General features: G+C 50.8%; 21 protein-coding genes. 14 read left to right on the top strand and 7 right to left on the bottom strand.

Translation table 11 applies throughout. From position 1 onward, the window contains the following. Positions 1-439: 439 nt before the first annotated feature. The 9 genes from DRI82_RS20060 to gap all read left to right on the top strand — a co-directional run bounded on the left by DRI82_RS20060 (position 440) and on the right by gap (position 8,972). Positions 440-850 (top strand): GNAT family N-acetyltransferase, encoded by a 411-nt coding sequence (locus DRI82_RS20060; protein ID WP_114195688.1) that lies wholly within the window; start codon positions 440-442, stop codon positions 848-850. 25 nt (positions 851-875) lie between these two features. Then, positions 876-1,565: a helix-turn-helix transcriptional regulator gene (locus DRI82_RS20055; RefSeq protein WP_114195687.1), complete on the top strand. Its 690-nt coding sequence runs from the start codon at positions 876-878 to the stop codon at positions 1,563-1,565. Between the two features lie 20 nt (positions 1,566-1,585). Further along, positions 1,586-2,887, top strand: coding sequence for a cytosine permease (locus tag DRI82_RS20050; RefSeq protein ID WP_114195686.1), 1,302 nt, complete (start codon positions 1,586-1,588; stop codon positions 2,885-2,887). Between the two features lie 250 nt (positions 2,888-3,137). Further along, entirely contained in the window at positions 3,138-3,521 is a 384-nt protein-coding gene (locus tag DRI82_RS20045; RefSeq protein WP_114195685.1) for a copper resistance protein, read from the top strand. Positions 3,522-3,573: 52 nt separating this feature from the next. Then, a complete protein-coding gene (locus tag DRI82_RS20040; RefSeq protein ID WP_114195684.1) occupies positions 3,574-5,598 on the top strand; it encodes a protein-disulfide reductase DsbD family protein in 2,025 nt (674 codons plus the stop codon). 34 nt (positions 5,599-5,632) lie between these two features. Beyond that, positions 5,633-6,361 carry a DsbA family protein gene (locus tag DRI82_RS20035; RefSeq protein ID WP_425452682.1) on the top strand — a complete coding sequence of 243 codons (729 nt, stop codon included), beginning with the start codon at positions 5,633-5,635 and terminating at the stop codon, positions 6,359-6,361. Then, positions 6,358-6,873, top strand: coding sequence for a protein disulfide oxidoreductase (locus DRI82_RS20030; protein WP_114195682.1), 516 nt, complete (start codon positions 6,358-6,360; stop codon positions 6,871-6,873). The genes DRI82_RS20035 and DRI82_RS20030 overlap by 4 nt, the downstream gene beginning before the upstream one ends. 30 nt (positions 6,874-6,903) lie before the next feature. Then, the gene (locus DRI82_RS20025; protein ID WP_114195681.1) at positions 6,904-7,884 is read left to right on the top strand and encodes a GlxA family transcriptional regulator; all 981 of its coding nucleotides are present in this window, start codon (positions 6,904-6,906) and stop codon (positions 7,882-7,884) included. 77 nt (positions 7,885-7,961) lie between these two features. Further along, positions 7,962-8,972, top strand: a complete 1,011-nt coding sequence (gap, locus tag DRI82_RS20020; RefSeq protein WP_114195680.1) for a type I glyceraldehyde-3-phosphate dehydrogenase — start codon at positions 7,962-7,964, stop codon at positions 8,970-8,972. 94 nt (positions 8,973-9,066) lie between these two features. On the opposite strand, the gene DRI82_RS20015 is transcribed toward gap, so the two are convergent. From DRI82_RS20015 to DRI82_RS20000, 4 genes are all read right to left on the bottom strand, one after another. After that, positions 9,067-9,882 carry a sugar phosphate isomerase/epimerase family protein gene (locus tag DRI82_RS20015; RefSeq protein WP_114195679.1) on the bottom strand — a complete coding sequence of 272 codons (816 nt, stop codon included), beginning with the start codon at positions 9,880-9,882 and terminating at the stop codon, positions 9,067-9,069. Positions 9,883-10,025: 143 nt separating this feature from the next. Then, the gene (locus tag DRI82_RS20010) at positions 10,026-11,321 is read right to left on the bottom strand and encodes an ABC transporter substrate-binding protein (RefSeq protein ID WP_114195678.1); all 1,296 of its coding nucleotides are present in this window, start codon (positions 11,319-11,321) and stop codon (positions 10,026-10,028) included. Between the two features lie 15 nt (positions 11,322-11,336). Continuing rightward, positions 11,337-12,515 carry an oligogalacturonate lyase family protein gene (locus tag DRI82_RS20005; RefSeq protein ID WP_114195677.1) on the bottom strand — a complete coding sequence of 393 codons (1,179 nt, stop codon included), beginning with the start codon at positions 12,513-12,515 and terminating at the stop codon, positions 11,337-11,339. Between the two features lie 4 nt (positions 12,516-12,519). After that, positions 12,520-13,845, bottom strand: a complete 1,326-nt coding sequence (locus tag DRI82_RS20000; protein ID WP_114195676.1) for a Gfo/Idh/MocA family protein — start codon at positions 13,843-13,845, stop codon at positions 12,520-12,522. Between the two features lie 112 nt (positions 13,846-13,957). Between DRI82_RS20000 and DRI82_RS19995 the strand changes: the two genes are divergently transcribed. Next, on the top strand, positions 13,958-15,547 hold the full coding sequence (locus DRI82_RS19995; RefSeq protein WP_114195675.1) for a hypothetical protein: 1,590 nt from the start codon (positions 13,958-13,960) through the stop codon (positions 15,545-15,547). A 242-nt stretch (positions 15,548-15,789) separates the two neighbouring features. Here the strand turns inward: DRI82_RS19995 and alr are convergent, their stop codons facing one another. Next, positions 15,790-17,019 (bottom strand): alanine racemase, encoded by a 1,230-nt coding sequence (alr, locus tag DRI82_RS19990; RefSeq protein WP_114195674.1) that lies wholly within the window; start codon positions 17,017-17,019, stop codon positions 15,790-15,792. A 127-nt stretch (positions 17,020-17,146) separates the two neighbouring features. Continuing rightward, positions 17,147-17,530: a VOC family protein gene (locus tag DRI82_RS19985; RefSeq protein ID WP_114195673.1), complete on the bottom strand. Its 384-nt coding sequence runs from the start codon at positions 17,528-17,530 to the stop codon at positions 17,147-17,149. Between the two features lie 265 nt (positions 17,531-17,795). Between DRI82_RS19985 and DRI82_RS19980 the strand changes: the two genes are divergently transcribed. Next, positions 17,796-18,452 (top strand): DUF3313 domain-containing protein, encoded by a 657-nt coding sequence (locus tag DRI82_RS19980; RefSeq protein ID WP_114195672.1) that lies wholly within the window; start codon positions 17,796-17,798, stop codon positions 18,450-18,452. Positions 18,453-18,502: 50 nt separating this feature from the next. Here DRI82_RS19980 and DRI82_RS19975 read toward each other — a convergent pair whose 3' ends face one another. After that, positions 18,503-18,721, bottom strand: coding sequence for a hypothetical protein (locus DRI82_RS19975; protein WP_114195671.1), 219 nt, complete (start codon positions 18,719-18,721; stop codon positions 18,503-18,505). Positions 18,722-19,065: 344 nt separating this feature from the next. Between DRI82_RS19975 and hutW the strand changes: the two genes are divergently transcribed. Genes hutW through DRI82_RS19960 form a run of 3 tightly spaced genes read left to right on the top strand, consistent with a single transcriptional unit; the run spans position 19,066 to position 21,480 of the window. Then, a complete protein-coding gene (hutW, locus tag DRI82_RS19970) occupies positions 19,066-20,394 on the top strand; it encodes a heme anaerobic degradation radical SAM methyltransferase ChuW/HutW (protein ID WP_114195670.1) in 1,329 nt (442 codons plus the stop codon). Further along, on the top strand, positions 20,375-20,866 hold the full coding sequence (gene hutX / locus DRI82_RS19965) for a heme utilization cystosolic carrier protein HutX (RefSeq protein ID WP_114195669.1): 492 nt from the start codon (positions 20,375-20,377) through the stop codon (positions 20,864-20,866). The genes hutW and hutX overlap by 20 nt, the downstream gene beginning before the upstream one ends. Next, entirely contained in the window at positions 20,863-21,480 is a 618-nt protein-coding gene (locus tag DRI82_RS19960) for an SDR family oxidoreductase (RefSeq protein ID WP_114195668.1), read from the top strand. The genes hutX and DRI82_RS19960 overlap by 4 nt, the downstream gene beginning before the upstream one ends. The last annotated feature ends 389 nt before the right edge of the window (positions 21,481-21,869 follow it).

The raw sequence follows: 21,869 nt of genomic DNA, 5'->3' as shown, positions 1-21,869 counted from the left end.
ATTACTGTTTGGCAAGGTGCAGCTTTGACGATATTTCAGGAAAAGAAATAAGAGAAGCTCAGTATGTAGGAGTTTCACGGTTGTCGCTTGATGTCAGTTGGCATTGAAGATTCAAAAATGAAATCGGCTCCCCTCTGGCAGGTTAAGCCTGCTCTATAGGTGGAGCCGTAAAATTTAGATAGGTTTCCCCGATGAAGCCCTGGTGAGGCGTAATAAGCATTCAGTGACAGAGTGTAGAACGTACAAGTTTCTACTTGCTACAACGAGATATGTTGATATTTTTTATCTCTGTCACAATCAATATAAACACTTATAGTCATTGTGGGAAAGGGTGGAAAGCACCCTTGAAATACATTAAGAAAAGTGTTATTAAAACTGGTTTTGTTTAATTAATTTAATTGCAATCTTAATTATTTATACATAAAGGTATGTTGAGAAAATGAACATCAATGTTACGGATGCGCCAAACCCACAGGACGAAGAGTATGTTATTGACAGCCTTTGGACCCATAATGATAAATTCGAAACTGTAGACATTCACCCGCTGTTCTTAACCGTTACCAACGATGATGGCAAAATCGTTGCAGGGTTGGTGGCGAGGACGTGGTGGGGCGGGCTTGAGGTTCAGTATCTTTGGGTGAGTGATGAATACCGGAAAAGTGGGTATGGTCGCCAACTCATGGAAAAAGCCGAAGAAGAAGCCCTGAAACGTGGCTGCCATATGGCCTACGTTGATACTTTTGATTTCCAGGCCAGAGGCTTTTATGAAAAATTAGGTTATCGTGTATATGGCAACTTAGGCGAATATGCCAGGAAGTATACGCGACACTATCTGGCGAAAGAAATCTAACCCATTATCGATCGGCGAGGTCATTATGGATTTGCCCGATAAAGAAAATGATAGTTTTTTCAAGGGCCTTATTGCCATGATGGAGCACTTGAGTGAGCCATGGGGCATCAAAGATCTGGACTCTCGCCATATCTATATGAACGAGGCGTCCTACCTCTATACCAATACGCCGCTAAATTTCGAAGTCGAAGGTAAGTTGGACGATGAGTTCCCCGCCAACTGGATCGAATTTGCATCGGATCTGATAGAGCATGACAAAAGAACAGAAGTCTCGCAGAGTCGGGTTACCGTTATCGAAACACATTATTGGTATGGCAAAGACAACCTGACGCCATTTATCAGCGAAAAGTTGCCTATTTATAACGATAGAAAAGAAGTTATCGGTGTTATGTGGAATGCCAAACCGTTTAATACGTTATCCCCACTCAAATATATAAATCAACAAAAACCGAGTATCCTTTCAACCGAAATAAATAATGATACTTTCACCCAAGCTGAGCTCGATGTTATATTTTTAATGCTGCAAAGACTTTCCGTTAAAGAGATCGCCAAGATATATAACATCAGCAGTAAAACGATAGAAAATAGAATATACAATATTTACCAAAAATCTGATGTCCACTCGTTGCAGCAGTTTGAGGAATTTTGCAAATTCGCGCACCTGGATAATTATATTCCCGATCGTCTCTTGGCGAAAGGAATCCAGTTTATCTGAATAACAAGGAACAGTTCATTGTGATCAAAATTGAAGACTATCCATTGAGTCGGGTACCGCAGGATAAAAGAGTGTCGTTTTTAAGCGTAGCTCTGGTGCATATGGGTATGCTGACCGCGTTGGATCAATTCATGCTCGGCGCAGTTCTCGGTAATTCCATGACGTTGGGTGATGCTTTCACCGCGATCTTTATTGGTAGCCTGATATTTGGTGTAGTGACCTACGGGCTTGGACTGGCGGGTATGCGTGAAGGGATCTCGGGTAGCCTGCTGGCACGTTGGTGCGGTTTTGGTCGCCTGGGATCGGTGTTGATCGGTATTGTGGTAGCTGTCAGTCTGCTGGGTTGGTTTGGTATACAAAACGCCATTTTTGCCAAATCCCTTGATTTCGCCCTGGGCAATAAACTGGGCTTTGCTCTGGCCGCATCCTTGTCCGGTGGCCTGTTGACCATTCTGGTGGCGTTTGGTTTCAAGGCATTGCGCATTGCTGCCAGAATCGCTGTGCCGATGTTTATTATGCTGGTGGCGTATATCTCAATTATCACGTTGTCTGGTCATAATCTCCCTGAAATCATCCAGTTGGTACCGCCGGGTGACCCTCTGTCAATCAGCGCAGGTATCACCATTGTGGTGGGGGGCGCTATTGTCGCGAGCCTCATGACTCCTGATCTGACACGTTATTCCAAAAACGGTAAGCATGTATTGGGCGTGACGATTTTCACTATTATTGCCGGGGAGTTTGTGGTCAACGGTCTGGCTATTCTGATTGCCAAAGCACTCGGTACGGCAGATGTGGTGACCATTATGTCTCAGGTCGCCGGTGGTGCAGGCCTGTTGGTCGTGGTGTTCTCCACGTTAAGGGTTAACGATCTCAATCTGTACTCTTCGTCACTTGGCATCGTTAACGCAGTTGAGGGGCTCACCGGTAAAAAGCTGAAATATATCTCCACCACGCTGATTATCGGTGTTTTGGGAACTACGCTTTCCGTACTGGGGATTCTGGATCGGTTTGTGGATTTTCTTACCGTGCTCGGCGTGGTGTTTCCGCCGATTATCGGCATTATGCTGGTTGATTATTACCTCCTGCGCTCCCATCGTAAAATCCTGGATAAAAGCCGGCTGGAAGGAAAATTACCTGACCAAACACCGACCATTGGCTGGGTAGCCATTATCGCCAGTATTGTCGGCAGTATTGTCGGGTTAGTGACCGAATGGGGTATTCCGACCATTAACTCACTGCTTGTCGCCAGCCTGATATATTGGCTATTCAAATTGGCAGTCAGTCGTAATCAAAAGTCAGTTGAAACGGAAGAAGCGCTTTAACATTATTCCGAATAGCGCCCTTACTCCCCTGGTTAGCGGGGAGTAAGGGGAAAGTCTTCTGCGAATCTGATAATGCATGATTATTAATTTTTGATGTTGAGCCTCTTCATGCCTCAACCACATACCTCTGAACCCACCCCCAAACCCCCAACAAAACGTAAAGTTTTCTATAACAAGTTGTTTATCTAGCGACTCCAGCTAAGATGAGGCGGGCTTATGTTTTATCAGTTTATGGTTTTAGGAATGAACTATGGCGACCCAGCAGCGTGCCGCGAAGTGGTTTTTTGTACTGGCTTGTCTGGTCATACTGACATGTATGACGCAGCGCATGGCCGGTATGCATCTGCTGGCTAAAAGTCTGCAACCTGTCGACAACGTGACCAACGTGATGTTGGGCGCGAACAACAGCGATAGCGGTTCGGACAGTGATTCGCTGACGCCCTGTGAACTGAGCGCCAAATCGTTGTTGGCGGCTAACGGTATGGCGGTGGAACACGTGTTCTTTGCGCTGCTGCTGTTTATTGTTCTTCTGCTGGAACCGTCCAGACAACTTCATCTACGTCTTCCTCCAATCCGGCCCGTATCGTTACCGCGGCTGCGTGTCCATCTCCGGTTATGTGTCTTCCAGGAATAAATATTTACTTCGTTAATCCATGACGTCGTAAATTTATTTTTGGAGAAAATCTATGTATCTATTTTTAAGAGCGCTGGCGCTAAGCCTGTGCTTGTGGCTGCCTGCATCGTGGGCGGCTGACAGCGGTTGGCTTGAAAGCCCGCTAAATACCCATGCTCGCGTGAAGTTTCGTACCGACCAGGCCGAAAATGGTGCCCTTCGGTTGTTATTGGATGTTCAACTGGCCGAGGGCTGGAAAACCTATTGGCGTTCGCCCGGAGAAGGCGGTATTGCGCCGGAAATCACATGGCAAACGAAGGTCGATAAACTTGACTGGGGTTGGCCGACACCGCAGCGCTTCGATGTCTCGGGTATCTCAACTCAGGGCTATCAAGGCGATACGACCTTTCCAGTGACGCTGCAAATTCCACCAGATGCTCGCCGTTTGCAGGGCGTACTGACGCTCTCAACCTGTAGCAGTGTTTGTGTGCTGACCGATTTCCCTTTCGATTTGGATATTCGCCAACCCGCTCCGCAGGGGTTCAATCTCGCCTTTACTCAGGCTCAGGGAACATTGCCTCTGAAAGCGGGCATGTTTGCGCAAGTTCAGGCTGGATATCATAACGGTGAGCTATATGTCAGCGCGCATCGTGCCGAAGGTTGGCAAAAACCGGAGATATTTTTTGATGTGCCGGAGGGAGCTGATTTCGCCAAACCGAAGGTTGACGTTGACGGCGAACGGTTAGTGGCAAAGGTTCTAGTCACCGACGGTTGGGAGGGAAATGCCCCCGCTCTGCTTGGACAAGCCTTGAGCATTGTTATAAGTGACAACGGGATAGCGCAGCAGTCGAGGGTTGAAGTGAGTGACGTGCTGCCAGTGATGCCGTCCAAACTGCCTCTGGGCAGTGCGATTTTGCTGGCGCTGCTTGGTGGATTAATCCTCAATTTAATGCCCTGTGTATTGCCGGTGCTGGCGATGAAATTAGGCTCGGTACTACAACTGGAGAACCGCGAACGCTCCGTGGTGCGGCGACAGTTTTTGGCCTCGGCCAGCGGAATTATTGTGTCGTTCTGGGCATTGGCCGGATTGATGACGGCACTGCGCCTTAGTCAGCAAGCGGTAGGTTGGGGGATTCAATTCCAGAGTCCATGGTTTATCGGGTTGATGGTGCTGGTCACCGGATTATTCAGCGCGAATTTATTTGGGTTTTTCTCGATTGGTTTGGGAAGCAATACGACAACGCGACTGGCAACAGCGGGTGGTAATGGTCGCGGTGGACATTTTTGGCAAGGCGTATTTGCCACTTTGCTGGCAACGCCGTGTTCCGCACCGTTTCTCGGCACTGCGGTGGCGTTTGCGCTGGCCGCAACGTTGGGCGATCTGTGGATGGTCTTTACCGCGCTGGGTGTCGGTATGAGTTTGCCGTGGTTATTGATTGCCGCTTTTCCCGCCGTGGCACGACTGTTGCCTAAGCCTGGGCCGTGGATGAACCGTCTGCGGGTGGTATTAGGTCTGATGATGCTGGTTTCCAGTTTGTGGCTCATCAGTCTGCTGGCTGTGCATGCCGGTATTGTCACCGCATTGATCCTAGCCGGTGCATTACTGATAACGCTGTGCGTGCTGGCCGGCGTTCATTACGGTCGCCGTATATTCCTGAACTGGAGCGCAGTATTGCTGTTGCTGATAGGCGTGGCATTTGCCGTAGCTACGTTGAATGGCGATCGCGGGCGTTTACCGATGAAGGATAACGTTCAGTGGCAACCGCTGAGTGAACAGGCAATCACGCAGGCACTGAGTGAGAATAAGCGGGTGTTTGTCGATGTGACCGCCGACTGGTGCATTACATGTAAAGTCAATAAATACAATGTATTGCTGCGTGATGACGTGCAAAAAGCCCTCAATGAGCCAGATATGGTTGCCCTGCGCGGCGACTGGACCACGCGCTCATCCTCTATCAGCCAATTCTTGCAAAAACGTGGCATCGTCGCCGTTCCATTTAACCAGATTTACGGTCCCGATCTACCTGATGGCGAGATTTTATCGCCATTGCTGGATCGCAAGACCGTATTGAAAACGCTTGATAATGCTAAGGAATAACGCCATGAAAATGAACAATATCCGACTGCTGAAAATGACTTTGCTGGCATGTGTTGCACTGATCTCTGCGGCGATAAGTTTCAGCAGTATCGCGGAGCCATTGACATCAGCACAACAAAATCAGGTGCGGGAATTGATTCGTGACACGTTGGTAAATAACCCGCAGATTCTGGAAGAAGCAGTCAATGCATGGGAGCAGCGTAGTACTGAACAGGCCGGTGCGCGGCTTGGAAAAATCATCGAGCAGAACAAAGACGCCTTGTTCAATAATGCCGCCAGCCCACGAATTGGCGCTAAAAATGCCAAACTGACCCTAGTGTCATTTACTGATTACAACTGCCCGTATTGCAAACAGTTTGATCCCAGGTTGGAACAGATCGTCAAAAAATACCCTGACGTCGCGATCGTGTTGAAGCTTTTACCGTTCAGGGGCGAAACCTCACAGAGTTCCGCACAGTATGCGTTGACTCTGTGGCAACAGCAGCCCGATCGTTTTCTGGCATTGCATCAGCGTTTGATGTCCAAAAAAGGTAATCACACCAAGGGAAGTATTGTCAGTGCGCTTAAATCTACCGGCAACGATAACCTGAGCATTGATAAGAAGACGCTCGATGAAGTCCGCAGCAGTTTGCGTCTCGCCGATCTGCTTGGCGTGCAAGGCACTCCGGCGACGCTGATCGGCGATCAAATGATCCCTGGCGCTGTCAGTTATGACGTTTTGGAACAGGTCGTGAAGGCTCAATTGGCAAGGACGTCATCATGACAAAATGGAAGAAATGGGCCAGGGAACTGGCCATTTTTGCGCTGATGCTGGCTGTGATTTCATGGGGTGTCGATCAGTGGCGCAAGCCCGCGCCGCTGACCACGATGACGATGCAGTCGGAACTGATGCTCACCAATGGTCAGTACGTTTCTCTGACAGAACTCAGCGCTGACCAACCTTTGCTGGTTTACCTTTGGGCAACGTGGTGCGCGGTGTGTAAATTCACTTCACCAACGGTCGAAGCGCTAAACGCGGATGGCGTGAATGTTTTAAGTATTGCGATTCGCTCCGGTGACGATCAACGGCTTTTGCGTGGCATGAAGGCCAAGGGGCTGACGTTCCCGGTGGTCAACGATAATCAGGGGCGATTGGCGAGGGAGTGGGGCATCAACGCCACGCCCACGTTTATCATTATTGATAAAGGAAAAATGGTGCACAGCACCAGCGGATGGAGCAGTTCGTGGGGATTGAAGTTGCGGTTGTGGTGGTTACAAAACCCGGCTGTAACTTGACTTCTTTTGTTTAATTTGTATTTTAAGGACATGAACACTTTCCTGATTATCGTCCCCGAAGGGGGCATGTTATTTGAAGCGGCGGGAATCGCCGACATCCTGGGGCAAGCCAACCGCTTGAGGCCGAAGGATTCGCTGACGCCGCTCTACCAGGTGACAATTGCCACGACGCAACCCCATCGCGTCGTGCATGGAATGTCGGGACTGAATCTGTTGGCGGATCATCGACTCTCGGATCTCGACCCCGAACTTGAACGTGACACGATCATGATCACCGGAAAAGGATTGACCGATCAGGAGGGCAGTAGCGTTGTCGATTGGGTTCGCCGCGCCGCCCCCCATGCGCGGCGGGTAGTGTCTATCTGTGGCGGGGCCTGGCTCCTCGCCCAGACCGGCCTGCTGGACGGTCGTCGGGCCACCACCCATTGGCGATCGCTGGACGCCCTGCAATCCAACTTTCCCAGCGTGATAGTCGAGAGAGGGCCGATCTATGTACAGGACGGATCAATCTGGACTTCGGCAGGGGTGAGTTCGGGCTTCGATCTTACTTTGGCTCTCGTTGAAGACGATTATGGTTTCACTCTGGCCCGCAATGTAGCGCAAGATCTGGTCATGTTCCTGCGTAGACCCGGTGGACAGTCTCAATTCAGCCGTCACCTGCTGAACCCTGCCCAGAAACCAGGGCCGATCCGCGATCTTCAAGCCTGGATCATCGACAACATTGCCTGCGATTTGTCGGTTGAGAAACTGGCCGATCGGGTTGCCATGAGTCCGCGTAACTTCACGCGCGTCTTCACTCGTGAGACAGGCATAAGCCCAGCCAAATATGTCGAAGAATTGCGGCTGAATGCCGCCAGACAACGACTCGAACAGGGCGCGGAAGGGATTGAGCAGGTCGCCGTGGATAGCGGTTTTGGCAATAGTCTCAACCTGCGCCGTGTTTTCGAAAGAAATCTGCAACTCACTCCAACGGAGTACCGCGAACGCTTTTGTTCCCGCATGTTGGCCTAAATTGATCTTTATATGTCATTTACGCCATACCTTTCTCGGACTACATTTGAAGAAGGCAAAAAACGAAGGAGTTCATCATGGTCAACGTAGGTATCAATGGGTTTGGCAGGATCGGTCGAAATGTTTTACGCGCCGCTCTGGGGCGCAGTGATTTCCAAGTTGTTGCGATCAACGATTTAACAGACAGCAAAACCCTGGCTCATCTGTTGAAATATGATTCGCTCTTGGGCACTTTGCCAGTCAACGTTGAAGCCGGAGAGGGTCAACTGCTGATCGATGGACGTCCTGTTCGCGTCTTCTCCGAGAGGGATCCCGGCTCGATTCCATGGCAAAGCGTAGGCGTCGACATCGTGATCGAAGCCACGGGGTTCTTCACTGACAAGGCTCAGGCCGAGGTGCATATTACGAAAGGTGGGGCCAAACGCGTCATCATCTCCGCACCTGGCAAGAACGACGACATTACCGTAGTGATGGGCGTCAATCATGAGCAGTACGATCCGGCTGTTCACAAGGTTGTCAGCAACGGCAGTTGCACCACCAACGGCCTTGCGCCCGCGGCTCAGGTGCTCCATCAGGCCTTCGGCATCGAATATGGCCTGATGAATACGACGCACGCCTATACCAATAGTCAGGCTCTGCACGACCAACCGGAAAAAGATTTGCGTGGCGCGCGTGCCGCAGCACTCTCGATCGTCCCTTACTCCAGCGGAGCCGCCAAAGCGCTCGGCAAGGTTATCCCAGAACTGGATGGACGCTTGACCGGTTATTCCCTGCGGGTGCCCGTGCCGCTGGTTTCTATCGTCGATTTAACGGTGACGTTGAAGCGCGATGTGACGGTGGATGAGGTGAATGCTGCCTTTATCAAGGCCGCGGAATCTGGCCCTCTGCAAGGTATTCTCGGTTACAGCGATGAACCGCTGGTGTCGAGTGATTATAAAGGCGATCCGCGCTCTTCAATTATTGATGGGCTTTCCACATTGGTTATCGGTGGCAAGTTAGTGAAGATCCTCGCCTGGTACGACAACGAGTGGGGCTTTTCCAACCGCCTGATTGATCTGGCGGTTCTGATGGAAAAACGAGGGCTGTAGTAAATAACGTGTAGTAAATAAGCGGCTGAAGGGCTGGGGGCGATAAGCGTATTAAGTCATCGCCATCCAGTCTTTTTTTGCCTGTTTCAATTATTCATAGCTGCCGCAATCGCTGGATAAACGGGCCGGACTGATCAATGACCGTTTGCGCCGAAGGTTTGCACAGACATTCCAGTGAGATTGCCCCTTGATAACCGGCTTGCTGCAACTGGCGATAAATAGCATCAAAGTCCAAATGACCATAGCCAGGAAAAGCGCGGTTGGAATCGGCGAAATGCACATGGCGCAGCTTTGATCCCATAAGTTGAATAGCTTGCGCAAAATCTTGATCCTCAATATTGGCATGAAACACATCCCACAGAATTCCAACGTGAGACGGCGCGCCAATAAAATCGTGGAATACCTGCATCTCTGCGGCGCTGTTGAGATGGCTCACTTCATAACGGTTCAGCGCTTCTATAATCAGCGTTACCCCGCATTTCTGCGCATAATCCATGCAAGGCCGTAGCCCTTCGGCCAGTGAGTCCCTATAGCATTCAGCACTCAGTAGCGAATCGGTGGCGCGCAGCGAACCAATCGTGACAAAAGATCCCAATATTGTTGCCGCATCAATATGTTGATAGATCCGCTGGCGGGTTTTTTGCAGCAGGGAATTGTCTTCTGCCAGCAATGACAGCCCCTCCCTTTTACGTGCCTGCCCGCTCGCAATGGTGGTACAACCCAAACCGTGATCGGCTAATACTCTGGCTATTGCCATCACATCCACATCGTTATAATCGGCAATACATAATTCTGCCGCATCAAAATTGCTGTTTTGCAGCCATGCCAATCCCTGCTGAAAATTCGAGGCGCTGAACGGAGAAAATATAGCGTCATACTGACAGGTGAGGGTGGCGCTAAACGTAATCATAATATCCTTCCATCAGATAAGTAATAATCGAGGATTCTCCCCGGATAATGCTATTTATCCGGGGAGGTAGTGATGAATGCCTGGTTGAATGAATTTTTTGTTAATTGATGTTTTAAGTAAATAATTGGCACATCAATGTTTATTTATTTTGCTGACTCTTTCATTGTGCGTTTCATAATTCTCTCAGCATTCTTTGCAAAAGAAGCGGCGGCTTGTTTTACCGTAATATTACCCTGATCGATATTCTGAATAGTTTCATGATAGAGCGCGACAAATTGCGGGTAGTCAAAATAAGGTGACGTCGGCACGTTATGAGGTAACGCCATGAATGATTTCATACCCGCGACCGCAAGGCTGCCTTCCTGAATGGTGCCATCCTGCACCAGTTGCTGGTAAGCCGTTTTACTCAGTGGCACACCGCGCTCCAGCCCCATGGCTTTGATCCCGGCAGGCTCATTCATCAGGAAGTTAACCAGCAGGGCCGCTTCCTCAGGGTGTTTGGTCGTGCGGCTAATGCTGAACATCATCGTAGGTTTAAAGAATAACCCGGCGTCTTTGGCTCCCGGCAGCATAAAGAATGGCCCAAGTTCCAACTTGTTATTCGGTGCAGCCAGGTTGTTTTCATACATGTTGGCGTTGGTATTCCACATGTAAATCCCACCCCAGTCACTGTTAATCCACGGTTTCATTTCCCATGTATTCGCTTTGCCGTAGGAGGCCAGTACGCGCATGGAAGGGAAAACATGGCTGTCGATGAGGTCTTTATAAACCTGGAAAAACTCTTCCCATTGGGCTGGCGTATAAGGGAATTTTCCGCTCTTCTCGTCAATCGCAGGAATATTGTATTTCTGTACCATAAAAGAGTGCAGCAGGGTCAGCGATTCCATATAGTCGAGAACCAATGGATAGCTGTTTTCATCTTTGGCCTTAAAAGCGAGGCCCGCTGCCTTCAACTCATCCCAGCTTTGCGGATAAGCGATACCCATTTCTTCCCATTTCTTTTTATTGTAATAAAAGCTGCGTGCGGTCGCCGCCACAGGAATACCATTGAGTTTACCATTCACCGTCACCGTTTCCAGGGACTGCGGTTCGTACTGCGTCAAATCCAGCTTATTGGCCACCTGATTTAAATCATAAAAACCTGTGCCATCCTTGGAAAATATCGGCAACCAGTTCCAGTTGGTTTGAATAACGTCCGGTTCTTTTCCACCAGCAATCTGCGTGGTAAAGCGAGATAAATATCCTTCCCAGCCAGCATATTCGGCCTGGACTTTGATATTGGGATATTTCTCCTCAAAGGCTTTCACTGCCTGAAGCGTCGCCTGATGGCGGCTATTTCCTCCCCACCAGGAGAGGCGTAATTCCACATTTTCCGCCTGTGCCATGCCGGAAGTGGCAAGCAATAATGTCGCGGCAAACGTAATTGGTCTTAGTAACATAGCTGAACCCTCTTATTATGATTGAATATCGTGGAGAACAGAGTCAGGAATAGTGGCAAGGTACAACGCCGGTTTACCATCCTTATCGGATGAGAACAGCACTTGCTTTTCATCGGGTGTAAAAGAGGGGTGAGGATGGGTAACCTGGCGATCGCCATCCAGCACCAACCAGGAGCTGCTGTGTTTGGCAACTCTATGGGTTTTTCTTTTTTTGAGGTCAAAGAGATATAAAAAAGGATCGGTAATATCGCCATAACCTTCATTGTCGGCGATATCAATAGGCTTTCCTGAGCCATCGCCTACCGCCAATTGTCCGTCGTAATTGCTCATCACGTGTGAACAAGGTGGCATTTGCACCAGTTTTTCGTCCACGCCCGAGTCGGGATTGACGCGGCAGAGATAACGAGTCGGGCTGTCTTTAACATAGGTCACATACATCATGGCGGAACCGTCCGGTACCCAGAATTCATGGGTATAGCTCTCACCGGGAGCGGGTTGCTTCACTTTGCGGATATCGCTGCCATCTTCATTCATCAACCACATCCGGGTATCAACCCGGTCCAGCGGTCCTTCATGGCAAAATGCCACCGAATTGTCATCGAAAGGGCGATAGATAGGGTGACCGAGCCACTGGTTTTCCTGTAGCAGCGTTGTACGCTCGCCGGTTTGCAAATCGATGCGGATCACCCGGCACAGCGGGTTTTCCTCGTAGAATTGCTGGAATACCGTCCAGTCACTGACCGGACGCCAACTGTCGCGGTGAATCTCCACACCGACCAATTTGGTGCACTCGGAATTAGCCACCCACGTGCCGTAACCGACCCACTCATCAGCGACCTGATAAACGGAAATCTCGGTCAGATCTTGCAGTGTCACCCGCATCAGGTTGCGTTCACCCTTGACATAATAGAGATACTGCTCGTCAGGGGAAAGGAAGCCGCCAAATGTGTTGTCACCTGCGCCCTCGGTCAACTGTGTGGCTTTGCCCGAGGCAAGCTCGAGCAGGTAATAGTTGCGGAACCCAGCGAATTCCGCAGCGAAAATCAGCGATCTTCCTTCATCCAGAAAACACTTCTGATAAAAGTAGTTCCGATGGCAGATGACATCGGGTGGAGTCAGTCTGGTCACCCGAGAGCCGGTGTCTTCATCGATATACTCATGGTATTCAAGTTGGTAAATATCGCCCTTGGCCATTTGATTATTGCTCCCTTTTTTTGGAAATATCCGCTTTCCGCGCCAGAAGTTTTCTACCTACGGGTAATTCATCGATAAATACGGGTCGATTGCGCTGCATTGATAAATTGCCGCAGATCCCGGTCAGAATAGACATGGCACCGTCGTGATAACCCGCCCGGCGCTTGAGTGGATCAGGGCCGGGATTGCCGAACAACTCCTCCAGAATCAAGGCATCACCGCCGCCATGACCGCCTTTTCCGTACTCCACGGCGATACGTTCAGGCGCACCAAACATCGGGTAAAAAGTGATGTCGCAGTCCATCAGGCTGCCTTCTTCCTTGCGTTCCCCACCGCCATTGACGTAGGAATTCTCCACCAGTTTCATTTCCAGCCGCCCTTTGCTGCCGTTGAAGGCAATATTCAGTCCTTCCCACGGCTGGTAGGCATTGAGGGAGTAGGTCAGCAGCGTTTTGTTGCGATATTTCACCAGCACCGCCAGCGTATCTTCTATGCTGATGCCATCACCGAACACACTCTGATCGCGCAGATAACCATCTTCATGTTCCGCATCCAGATACAGACTTTTCAGCATGGCCCGCTCTTCCAGATGCAAGGCAAAAGGATCATTCTGGGCATTTTCATGGTTGTGGCAGCGCGGATAGAACTCGGTAACCCCGCGGTTTTCCGCGTTTTCCTTACCGTAGAAACGCAAATCACCCTGGGCATAGACCGACTCGGGTACAGATCCGAGCCAGAAATTCACCAAATCAAAGTGGTGGGTGGATTTATGCACCAGCAGCCCGCCACTGTTGCGTTTGTCGCGATGCCAACGGCGGAAATAATCGGCACCGTGCTGGGTATTCAACAACCACTCAAAATGGACGGAGAAAACCTCGCCAATGGTGTTATTGAGAATCAACTCACGCAATTTGCTGTGGTGGGGCGCATAGCGATAATTGAAGGTGACGCGCAAATCGCGGCCAGTTCGCTCCACGGCATCAACAATTGCCATGCAACGGTCAGCATCGATCGTCATGGGCTTTTCAGTGATCACGTCACATCCCAGTTCCATGGCGCGAATGATGTAGCGATCGTGGGTGCGATCCACGCTGGTAACGATAACGATGTCAGGATGGTGCTGGGCGATCATCTGTTCGAAATCCGTCGCTTTCCAGGTTGCCACGGCAGCATGGCCCCAGTTCTCCAGATTCCGGTTGGCATAATCCATGCGGGTCTGGTTGGTATCACATAACGCCACCAGACGGGCCGACTTCTGGTAGGTCGTCGCAATGGCTTCCAGAAACATCCCGGAACGACCACCTGTACCGACCAGTGCATACGTCTTCATACTTACTTCCTCTTTGATTGCATTCTCAGGACCGCGATTGACTCATCACAACCCCCGTTCTACTATCCGCTTACTTTGATGGCGCACTCGCACAGCACGCTGGAGGACCACGATGGGTAGCCGAGTACCGCTGCTGTTTCTTGAAGTAAACACTCCCTCGATGTGGCAGTGGGAAGGGTTTATTGATGTCATGCGCCATATCCAAAAATTCCAGTTCAACGGGCTTATCCTACATCAGCAATCGCTAATGGCGTTGCTGGCCAAACCGTCTGCGCTATGCCGTCGATCGGACGTGGAACATATGCTTCTTGCGCGCAATAACGCGCTGTATTACCTGCAAAAGGTCGGACGCTATTGTGAAGAAAACCACGTTCAGTTGTGGCTACAGGGTGAGGCGACGCCAAATAACCACGAGTTGCGCCGCAAATTCCCTGAATACTTTCTGTCCGATGACGAGCGTAACGACGCTGCCTTCCTGAACCTCTTTTTTGGCGAAACACTGCCGGAAATTCTGAGCCACCTGCCCACGGTGCGCGGGCTGCGGCTTTCCCTCTCCACACCGACTGTCAGCCAGAACGAGTGGAAACATGCCCTGCAGCGCCTGTATCAAAGCCTGCGTCTTCAGGGCTGTCAGTTGGTTCTGCGCGACTATCAGGATAAGGAATGGCCGCGCCAGCAATTAAAAACGGCGCTGGATGTCTTACCCAATGACGTCCGGGCGTCCATGAAAGCCACGGAACTGGACTATCGACCCGGCTTCGCCAATAACCCAAACCTGACAAGCCTGGGTGGTCACCGCAAATGGGTGGAGTTCGATCTTTGGGGCATCGAATATGGCTGGGCGCTATTGCCATGCTGCCTGTTGGACGAACTACAAAAACGTTTGCACTGGGCCTCTCAGGCGCTCGGTGACGAACTCGAGGCAGTTACCGCACGTATCAATTGGGAATGGCTCCCGAGCAATTCACTGATAGGTTCGGTCAATGAGTTAAACCTCTACGGCCTCTCCCGCCTGATTCGCAGCCCTCTGGCAGAACCGCGCGATATCTTTGGTGAATGGCTGGAGGCATATTGCCTGCGCCCGTTGTCACAGCAAGAAATCGATAGCCTGTTTGCCATTTTCACTTCCAGCTATGACTGGATGTGTAAAACGTCCAGTTTGCTCGGGCGGGTATTGCAGCGTCACAGCCAGTTGCCTCTCGATTTCGAGCAGGCCCTGCAATTGCTGCATATGGATACCCGCAGCGCCAACTGGTCCCAGTCTTTCCAACCTCTGATGCCTTCTGATGACGAGCCTGTTGGCGAGCAACAGATGCAACTCATCACCCTCGAAAAACAGAAATCCCGCTTTCTGGCAGAATATCTGCGGACGCAGGTGGGAAAGAAACTGCCTGCCATGGCGCTGACCGAAACATTCAAACAATCCCTGATCGATGCCTGGGAAAGGGCGTTCTGGTACACCCGTGCCTCCAGCTATGTCACCCATGCTTTTGCACTACGTCTGTGGATACGCAAATATGGTGATCATCCCGCGCAACGAGAGCAGTTGCGTCTCGCCCTGCAAACCCTGCGGCAATACGTCGCGGATCTGGAACACTGGTTTTCCACCTCAGGCTCACTGCACCCTTACACGTTCAGGTTGTTGCTGGACCCGCAAAGGATCCTGAATCTGGTGGAGAGTCTGGAACGCGATATCTCCTGACCCTGCGCTTATGGTGAGAATAAGCATTTACGTTGGGGAATAAACGTTGGGGCCGGGGGACGGGGATGGTGAGAGGGGTTTATTGGGGGGAAGTGTGAAAGGTTTCACAGAACCTGCCGATTGCGCGTGACAGCGATCACAGGTCGACAGCGTGGAAGTGTGATGTCGATCGTCCCGTTACGCCAAAGCGGGGAGCAAACTCTCTGACTGACAACGGCTTGCGCCGCTGTCAGTCAGTTGCATTAATCCACCAGAACGCGTTTATTCGTTGCGCCCCAGAGGATCGACATTTCCGTAAACAGTGCGCCGCTAATATCTTCGACTTCCGTGGCTGTGATTTCAGCATTTCCTTGTTTGCCAAAGAACACGACTTCATCACCCGGATTGACGTTTTTCAGATCGGTCACATCTACCATCACGGTATTCATGGAGGTCTTACCCACCACAGGGATACGTTGCCCCTGAATGAGCACATGGCCTGCGTTACTGAATACGCGGCGATAACCGTCGGCATAACCCACCGGGATATTCGCCAGCACTGAATCACGTTCCAGTGTGTAAGTGCGATCGTAGCCGACGGTATTGCCTTTCGGGTAGTGGTTAAGCGCGGCAATGGACGACTTGAAGGTCATGACGCGTAAATATTCCGTACTGGCGATGGTATCGCCATAAAACACCCCACCGACGCGAACCATATCGAGCCAGGATTCAGGAACGGTCAAGGTCGCGAAGGTATTGGCAACGTGCAGTGTCACGTCATCACGCTTGAGTCCGGTAACCGCGAGAACCTGCTTTGACTGGGCGTTGAAACGGGCCAGATCCTTACGCACCGCATTGGCGTCTTCTTCAGGATAATGGGACATGATGCCAACAATTTTCAGATGGCTTAATTGAGAGATCGCTTTGGCCTCGTTCAGACCGGCGGTATTGCTGACTTCCAGCCCGTTACGCGACATGCCGCCAGAGTTGAGTGCCAAATGGAAACGCAGCGTTTTTCCCTGCTGCGCGGCGATGGCATCCAGGCGTCTGGCCATGTCCAGATTACCGATCAGTTCTTCAACATCATATTCCGTGGCTTGGCGCATCTCTTGTTCAGTGGCATTCCTGACGCGCATCAGGCGTCCTTTGAAACCCAACTCGCGTACGGTTTGCAACTCCTGGTTACTGGCGACACCGATACACTGCACATTATTTTTCATCATGACCGGGGCGACGAGGGAAAGATCGTGTCCGTAGGCATCCCCTTTCAAAATGGCGCAGAGTGAGGATTTATTCCCCAACAGCTTCTGGACTTTTTGTGTGTTGTATTCCAGTGCACTGGCCGAAATCTCAAGTCGGGCGTTATTCACCACCGCCGCCTGATGTTTAGATGTGGCAGGTTGCGAACTGGTCGGGGTTACGGTGGCTGACTGGTTACAGGCAGCGAGCGTCAAAAGCGGGATTAAAACCAAATGGCGTAAATGAAACTGCATGCTATCTCCTTGGCAATTAGCAGAACCAGGCCGCTCGACCTGAATCCGTTGTTATCCATGTTTTACTGGTGGTGGGCTCGGCCACACCTGCAACAGGCGTGGCAACTCAACTTTTTACGATTGGCATTTACTTGCCGTGATATACCGCTTCAATATTGTAGCCATCCGGATCAAGAACGAATGCGGCATAATAGTTGGGATGGTAATGGGGGCGGTAACCCGGCTCACCGTTGGAGACACCACCAGCAGCCATTGCGGCGTGATAAAACTGATCGACCTCTGCCATAGAAGCCGCACGAAATGCGATGTGGTTTCTTGGGGAATGGGGTATTCCTTGCGAAATCCAGAAATCCCCACCCGGATCGTCTCCCTCCAACGCATTCTTTGCCCCGAAGCCGAAAGCAGTGCCGAGACTCAAGCGAATTTCATAACGCAGAGGTAGCAGGAGTGCACTGTAAAAATCTTTGCTTTTTAATAGGTTGGAAACGTTGATGCCCGTGTGATCGATCATAAAATATCCCTCTCTATAAAACCGTTTAGATCAGGTAATAATTATATTTTGAGTCTACCCTTAATTCATATCATTTATCTTTAAGGCGTTAATCCTAACCGGTAAATCCAGGATTAATTTTACTTTTAAAGATCCCTTCTTCAGCGGAAAGAACGCCTGTGAGGTGCTGGCTCTTGTTGATCGGGTAAGAGCAACGACTAACAGCAATAAATTCGGGAACTATAAAACAGCATTATTAATAACAATGTTAAATGTAGGAGTGCCCATGAAAAGAATGACTATAGCTGCTTTGTCTTTAGCTTTACTGGTCGCGGGTTGCGCTTCCAAGGTCGCAACCAGGGAAGAGTATTCAGGTTTCCTTCCCGATTACACTAAACTGCAAGAAGCCACGACGCCAAGTGGACATACCGTATTACGGTGGATTGACCCAGATTTCAAAGAATCTAATTATCGCGGTGTCTATTTTGCTCCATTTGTCTTTTTCCCCTCCGCAAAACCCACACAGCGTGTCAGCAAAGAGACGTTGGACAAAATCTGGCGCTATGCCAACCAGCGCATCAGGGCAGCCATGGCTGAACGTATCACCGTATTGGATAGCCCAAAAGGCAAGCGCGTGCTGATCGCCAAGGTGGCGATTACTGCGGTCTCTGCGCAAGACAAAGATATTCAATTCTATGAAGTGGTTCCTGTTGCGGCAGTCGTGGCCACGACGATGGCAGCCAGCGGCAATAGATCGCAGAATACGACGTTGTTTCTTGAGGCTCAGTTCATTGATCAGGATACGGGCAGAACGGTACTTGCGGTAATTCGTAAAGGGATGGGCAAGCAAGTGAGTAACAGCAATGCGCCGATCACTGCTGAAGACGTAAAATCTGCGATCGATGATATGGTCACGGATATCGTCAATTTTCCCAGACAGTAGCACTGATAGCGACCATGACATTATCCCTGGTTTCCCAGGGGATAATGTCTTCAGGAAATTCTTCCTGCCTGGGTTTTTGCCTTCACCACTTTGGTCGCTTTGTCCGGATCGCCCGCCACAAACTCCAGCGTTGGGGAGTAATAAAAAGGCAGCCAGCCGCCGTAGCCACTTTCCCACTCCCAACGAACGGGGCAAGGCCACAGGATGTCTTCATGCAGAATGTAATAAGTCCACCGCCCATGGGGACGACGTGGTTTGGGGCTGCGCATGATTCTGATAACGAAACCTTAGATAAAAACAGTACATATTTTGACCTGTGGAGAAGGAGGATTCAACCCCATAGGAAAATTGTATGCTAATTAACCATTATATTTTACCAGACCTGACTCCTCGCTGCCTTGCGCTAACACAGTTTCGTTCATGATGGCGATAAAACCGATCATCGCCAGTAACCCTTTGTTTAAGTTCATGCTCAAAGCGTTGAAAGCTGTGTACTCACTCACCGAAACTGCCAGCCAGGAAGGTGATTCAAATCAATGTCATCTTTCTCAATTTATGATTGAATGTTTATGATTATCATTTCGTTTCTTATTTGAGAGCTAACGAGCAAACCATGACACCCGATTTGACACCCTACTTCGCTGAGCCTGGTCCGTTGCCGTTTCCCAAACGTTGGGCGACCATGCCCTGGCGCGACAATAGGCCGCTGCCTGCGGAGTCAATGACTGACCATTGGCAGCATTTACTGTTGACGCCGCTCCCACGAAAAAAACGGCTGTTGTATCTGCATATTCCCTTCTGCGCAACTCACTGTACCTTTTGCGGTTTTTATCAAAACCCCCTGCAACCGGACAGCACTGAGCGCTACACCCGCTATCTCTTGCAGGAGCTGAGTCTGGAAGCCGAAACACCTCTCCTGCAGGGCGGTCCCATTCACGCGGTCTATTTTGGCGGAGGGACGCCAAGTGCGCTTTCAGCAGATCAGTTGTATCGAATCATTCGTCAATTACGCCAGAGTTTACCGTTGGCACCGGACTGCGAAATCACCGTGGAAGGGCGCATTTTCAATTTTGATGACGAGCGTATTGATGCCTGCCTGAGCGCCGGTGCCAATCGTTTTTCCATTGGTATTCAAACCTTTGATACCCGTATTCGCCAACGTATGGGGCGCAAGGCAGATCGCGATCAGGCAATTCATTTTCTCAGCGATCTGGCGGATCGAGACGGTGCTGCCGTGGTCTGTGACCTAATGTTTGGTTTGCCGCTGCAAACGCCTGAGACCTGGCGTGAGGATCTGGCGATTGTTAAACAACTGCCGCTGGATGGCGTCGATCTGTACGCACTTAATTTGTTGCCGACGACACCCTTGGCAAAATCAGTTGCCAATCAGCGAATGCAGGTGCTTTCTCCCGATCAACAGTGTGATTTTTATCGCACGGGTGCGGAGACTCTGGAGTTGGCGGGCTGGCATCAACTGAGTAACAGCCACTGGGCGCGCACGACCCGGGAACGTAATCTCTATAACCTGTTGATTAAGCAAGGTGCGGATTGTTTGGCCCTCGGCAGTGGGGGAGGTGGCTCACTTCGGGGGCACTCTTACATGCTGCACCGGGATCTTGACCGCTACTATCAAATGCTTGATGACGGCAAGAAGCCACTGATGATGATGACTCAGTCCAATACTGAGCATAACTGGCGTGCGAAGTTACAGAGTGGTATTGAGGTGGGACGTCTGGATCTGGGTGAACTGTTGGATAACCCTCAACCATTGATGCCACTGATTGCCCAATGGCATGAGCACCATTTGCTGAAAGATGCGGGATTCTGTCTGCGTCTCACCAACCATGGACGTTTCTGGGCCAGTAACCTGATGCAGGCCCTGCAACAGCTCATTCCTCCACTTATCACTAAGGAAAAATTGCATGAAGCAACCTTTAGCTGAATATCTTGCCAGCCAGCCTGACGGAACGCTGGAGCAAATTGCCACGGAGTATCAGGTGTCATTGCTGGACGTCGTGTCAGCACTGCCCCATCGGACGATAGTTTCTGCTGAGCATTTCGATGCGGTCTGGGACACCATGACCGAATGGGGCGAGGTCACCACATTGGTGCACACAGCCGATGTCATTCTTGAGTTTCATGGTCCGCTGCCAAGCGGTTTCCATCGCCATGGTTATTTTAATCTGCGCGCCAAACAGGGATTGAGTGGTCATATTCGCGCGCAAAACTGCCAGACCATTGCGCTGGTGGAACGTCCATTCATGGGGATGGAAACGGCCTCTGTGCAGTTTTTCAACCAACAGGGCGGCGTGATGCTGAAGGTATTTGTCGGGCGGGATGAGCATCGCCAACTGCGGGCTGATGCACTTGCGGCTTTCCGTGAATTGGCACAACAACTGAAGGATACAGTATGACGCCCTGGTTATTGTTTGGCGCTGGGAGTGGCATAGGAGCCTGTTTGCTTGAGTTGGCACGACAGCAACAGCGGCCTGTTACGTTGCTGATCCGCAATCCACAACAGGCTGATGCTCTGCGCGCCAGCGGCGTAAACGTTGTGTGCGGGGACGCCTGCGATCCGCCGAGTGTCCAGTCAGCCTGCCGGTTGGCCGGGACGCAGGCGGCGATCGTGTCGACACTGGGCAGTAAAAGTGCCGATTATCACGCCAATCGCCTGATTATTGATACTGCCGAGCAACTTGGCTTGCAACGTATGTTGCTGGTTACCTCTATCGGTTGCGGTGATAGCTGGCCTAGCCTATCGCCCAAGGCGCGCGCGATTTTTGGTCAGGCCGTGCGGGAAAAATCGCTGGCAGAAAGTTGGCTGCAAACCAGCAGCCTGACGTATACCATCGTGCGACCCGGTGGATTATTAGATCAGCCCGCGACAGGCAACGCCCAGCGTATGCAAACCGAAGCGCACGGAATGATTACCCGCGCCGATGTGGCGCTGCATCTCAGTCAGATGGTTGAGGATGAGGGGAGTTATCAGCGGATTTATGCGCTAATTGATCCAATGTTGAAGCGGTAAGCAAGGGGTGAAGCGCACCCCTTGCAGCCACGCTTTATTGCCCACTGCGTGGGGGGCTTTTAGCTGTCATGCTGGACTTGATTTCTCAAGGTGACGTGTTGTTTAAAAACAGGCTCGGAGCATGTTTCGGTTGATATAAATGTATTTTTCTACTTGAGCCTCGAAGCCTCAACCGACAAAGGGCCGCCAGTCGCCGCGGCCCTTTGAACCCGGGCTTTTTCGCGGCACTCCTCGCCGGCTGCGCCGGTTCCTTCCCTCATCTCTCCGGCGGACGGGTCGGCTTTAGGTTCGGGTCATGCGTGAACTATTGTTTAAAAGCAGGCTTGGAGCAGGTTTCGGTTGATATAAATGTATTTTTCTACTTGAGCCTCGAAGCCTCAACCGACAAA

Source organism: Edaphovirga cremea, assembly GCF_003332275.1.
In the GTDB taxonomy this organism is placed as follows: domain Bacteria; phylum Pseudomonadota; class Gammaproteobacteria; order Enterobacterales; family Enterobacteriaceae; genus Edaphovirga; species Edaphovirga cremea.
The sequence above is the reverse complement of the archived record's forward strand: the minus strand, read 5'-3'. Positions and strand labels throughout refer to the sequence as shown.

Excerpts from the sequence above, each read along its gene's own strand:
- DRI82_RS19975 (WP_114195671.1), bottom strand. The coding sequence starts at position 18,721 with ATGCGCAGCCCCAAACCACGTCGTCCCCATGGGCGGTGGACTTATTAC.
- DRI82_RS20025 (WP_114195681.1), top strand. The coding sequence starts at position 6,904 with ATGAACACTTTCCTGATTATCGTCCCCGAAGGGGGCATGTTATTTGAA.
- DRI82_RS19995 (WP_114195675.1), top strand. The coding sequence starts at position 13,958 with ATGGGTAGCCGAGTACCGCTGCTGTTTCTTGAAGTAAACACTCCCTCG.
- alr (WP_114195674.1), bottom strand. The coding sequence starts at position 17,019 with ATGCAGTTTCATTTACGCCATTTGGTTTTAATCCCGCTTTTGACGCTC.
- DRI82_RS20010 (WP_114195678.1), bottom strand. The coding sequence starts at position 11,321 with ATGTTACTAAGACCAATTACGTTTGCCGCGACATTATTGCTTGCCACT.
- DRI82_RS19980 (WP_114195672.1), top strand. The coding sequence starts at position 17,796 with ATGAAAAGAATGACTATAGCTGCTTTGTCTTTAGCTTTACTGGTCGCG.
- DRI82_RS20060 (WP_114195688.1), top strand. The coding sequence starts at position 440 with ATGAACATCAATGTTACGGATGCGCCAAACCCACAGGACGAAGAGTAT.
- hutW (WP_114195670.1), top strand. The coding sequence starts at position 19,066 with ATGACACCCGATTTGACACCCTACTTCGCTGAGCCTGGTCCGTTGCCG.
- DRI82_RS20040 (WP_114195684.1), top strand. The coding sequence starts at position 3,574 with ATGTATCTATTTTTAAGAGCGCTGGCGCTAAGCCTGTGCTTGTGGCTG.
- hutX (WP_114195669.1), top strand. The coding sequence starts at position 20,375 with ATGAAGCAACCTTTAGCTGAATATCTTGCCAGCCAGCCTGACGGAACG.
- DRI82_RS20045 (WP_114195685.1), top strand. The coding sequence starts at position 3,138 with ATGGCGACCCAGCAGCGTGCCGCGAAGTGGTTTTTTGTACTGGCTTGT.
- DRI82_RS20055 (WP_114195687.1), top strand. The coding sequence starts at position 876 with ATGGATTTGCCCGATAAAGAAAATGATAGTTTTTTCAAGGGCCTTATT.
- DRI82_RS20000 (WP_114195676.1), bottom strand. The coding sequence starts at position 13,845 with ATGAAGACGTATGCACTGGTCGGTACAGGTGGTCGTTCCGGGATGTTT.
- DRI82_RS20030 (WP_114195682.1), top strand. The coding sequence starts at position 6,358 with ATGACAAAATGGAAGAAATGGGCCAGGGAACTGGCCATTTTTGCGCTG.
- gap (WP_114195680.1), top strand. The coding sequence starts at position 7,962 with ATGGTCAACGTAGGTATCAATGGGTTTGGCAGGATCGGTCGAAATGTT.
- DRI82_RS20035 (WP_425452682.1), top strand. The coding sequence starts at position 5,633 with ATGACTTTGCTGGCATGTGTTGCACTGATCTCTGCGGCGATAAGTTTC.
- DRI82_RS19960 (WP_114195668.1), top strand. The coding sequence starts at position 20,863 with ATGACGCCCTGGTTATTGTTTGGCGCTGGGAGTGGCATAGGAGCCTGT.
- DRI82_RS20015 (WP_114195679.1), bottom strand. The coding sequence starts at position 9,882 with ATGATTACGTTTAGCGCCACCCTCACCTGTCAGTATGACGCTATATTT.
- DRI82_RS20005 (WP_114195677.1), bottom strand. The coding sequence starts at position 12,515 with ATGGCCAAGGGCGATATTTACCAACTTGAATACCATGAGTATATCGAT.
- DRI82_RS19985 (WP_114195673.1), bottom strand. The coding sequence starts at position 17,530 with ATGATCGATCACACGGGCATCAACGTTTCCAACCTATTAAAAAGCAAA.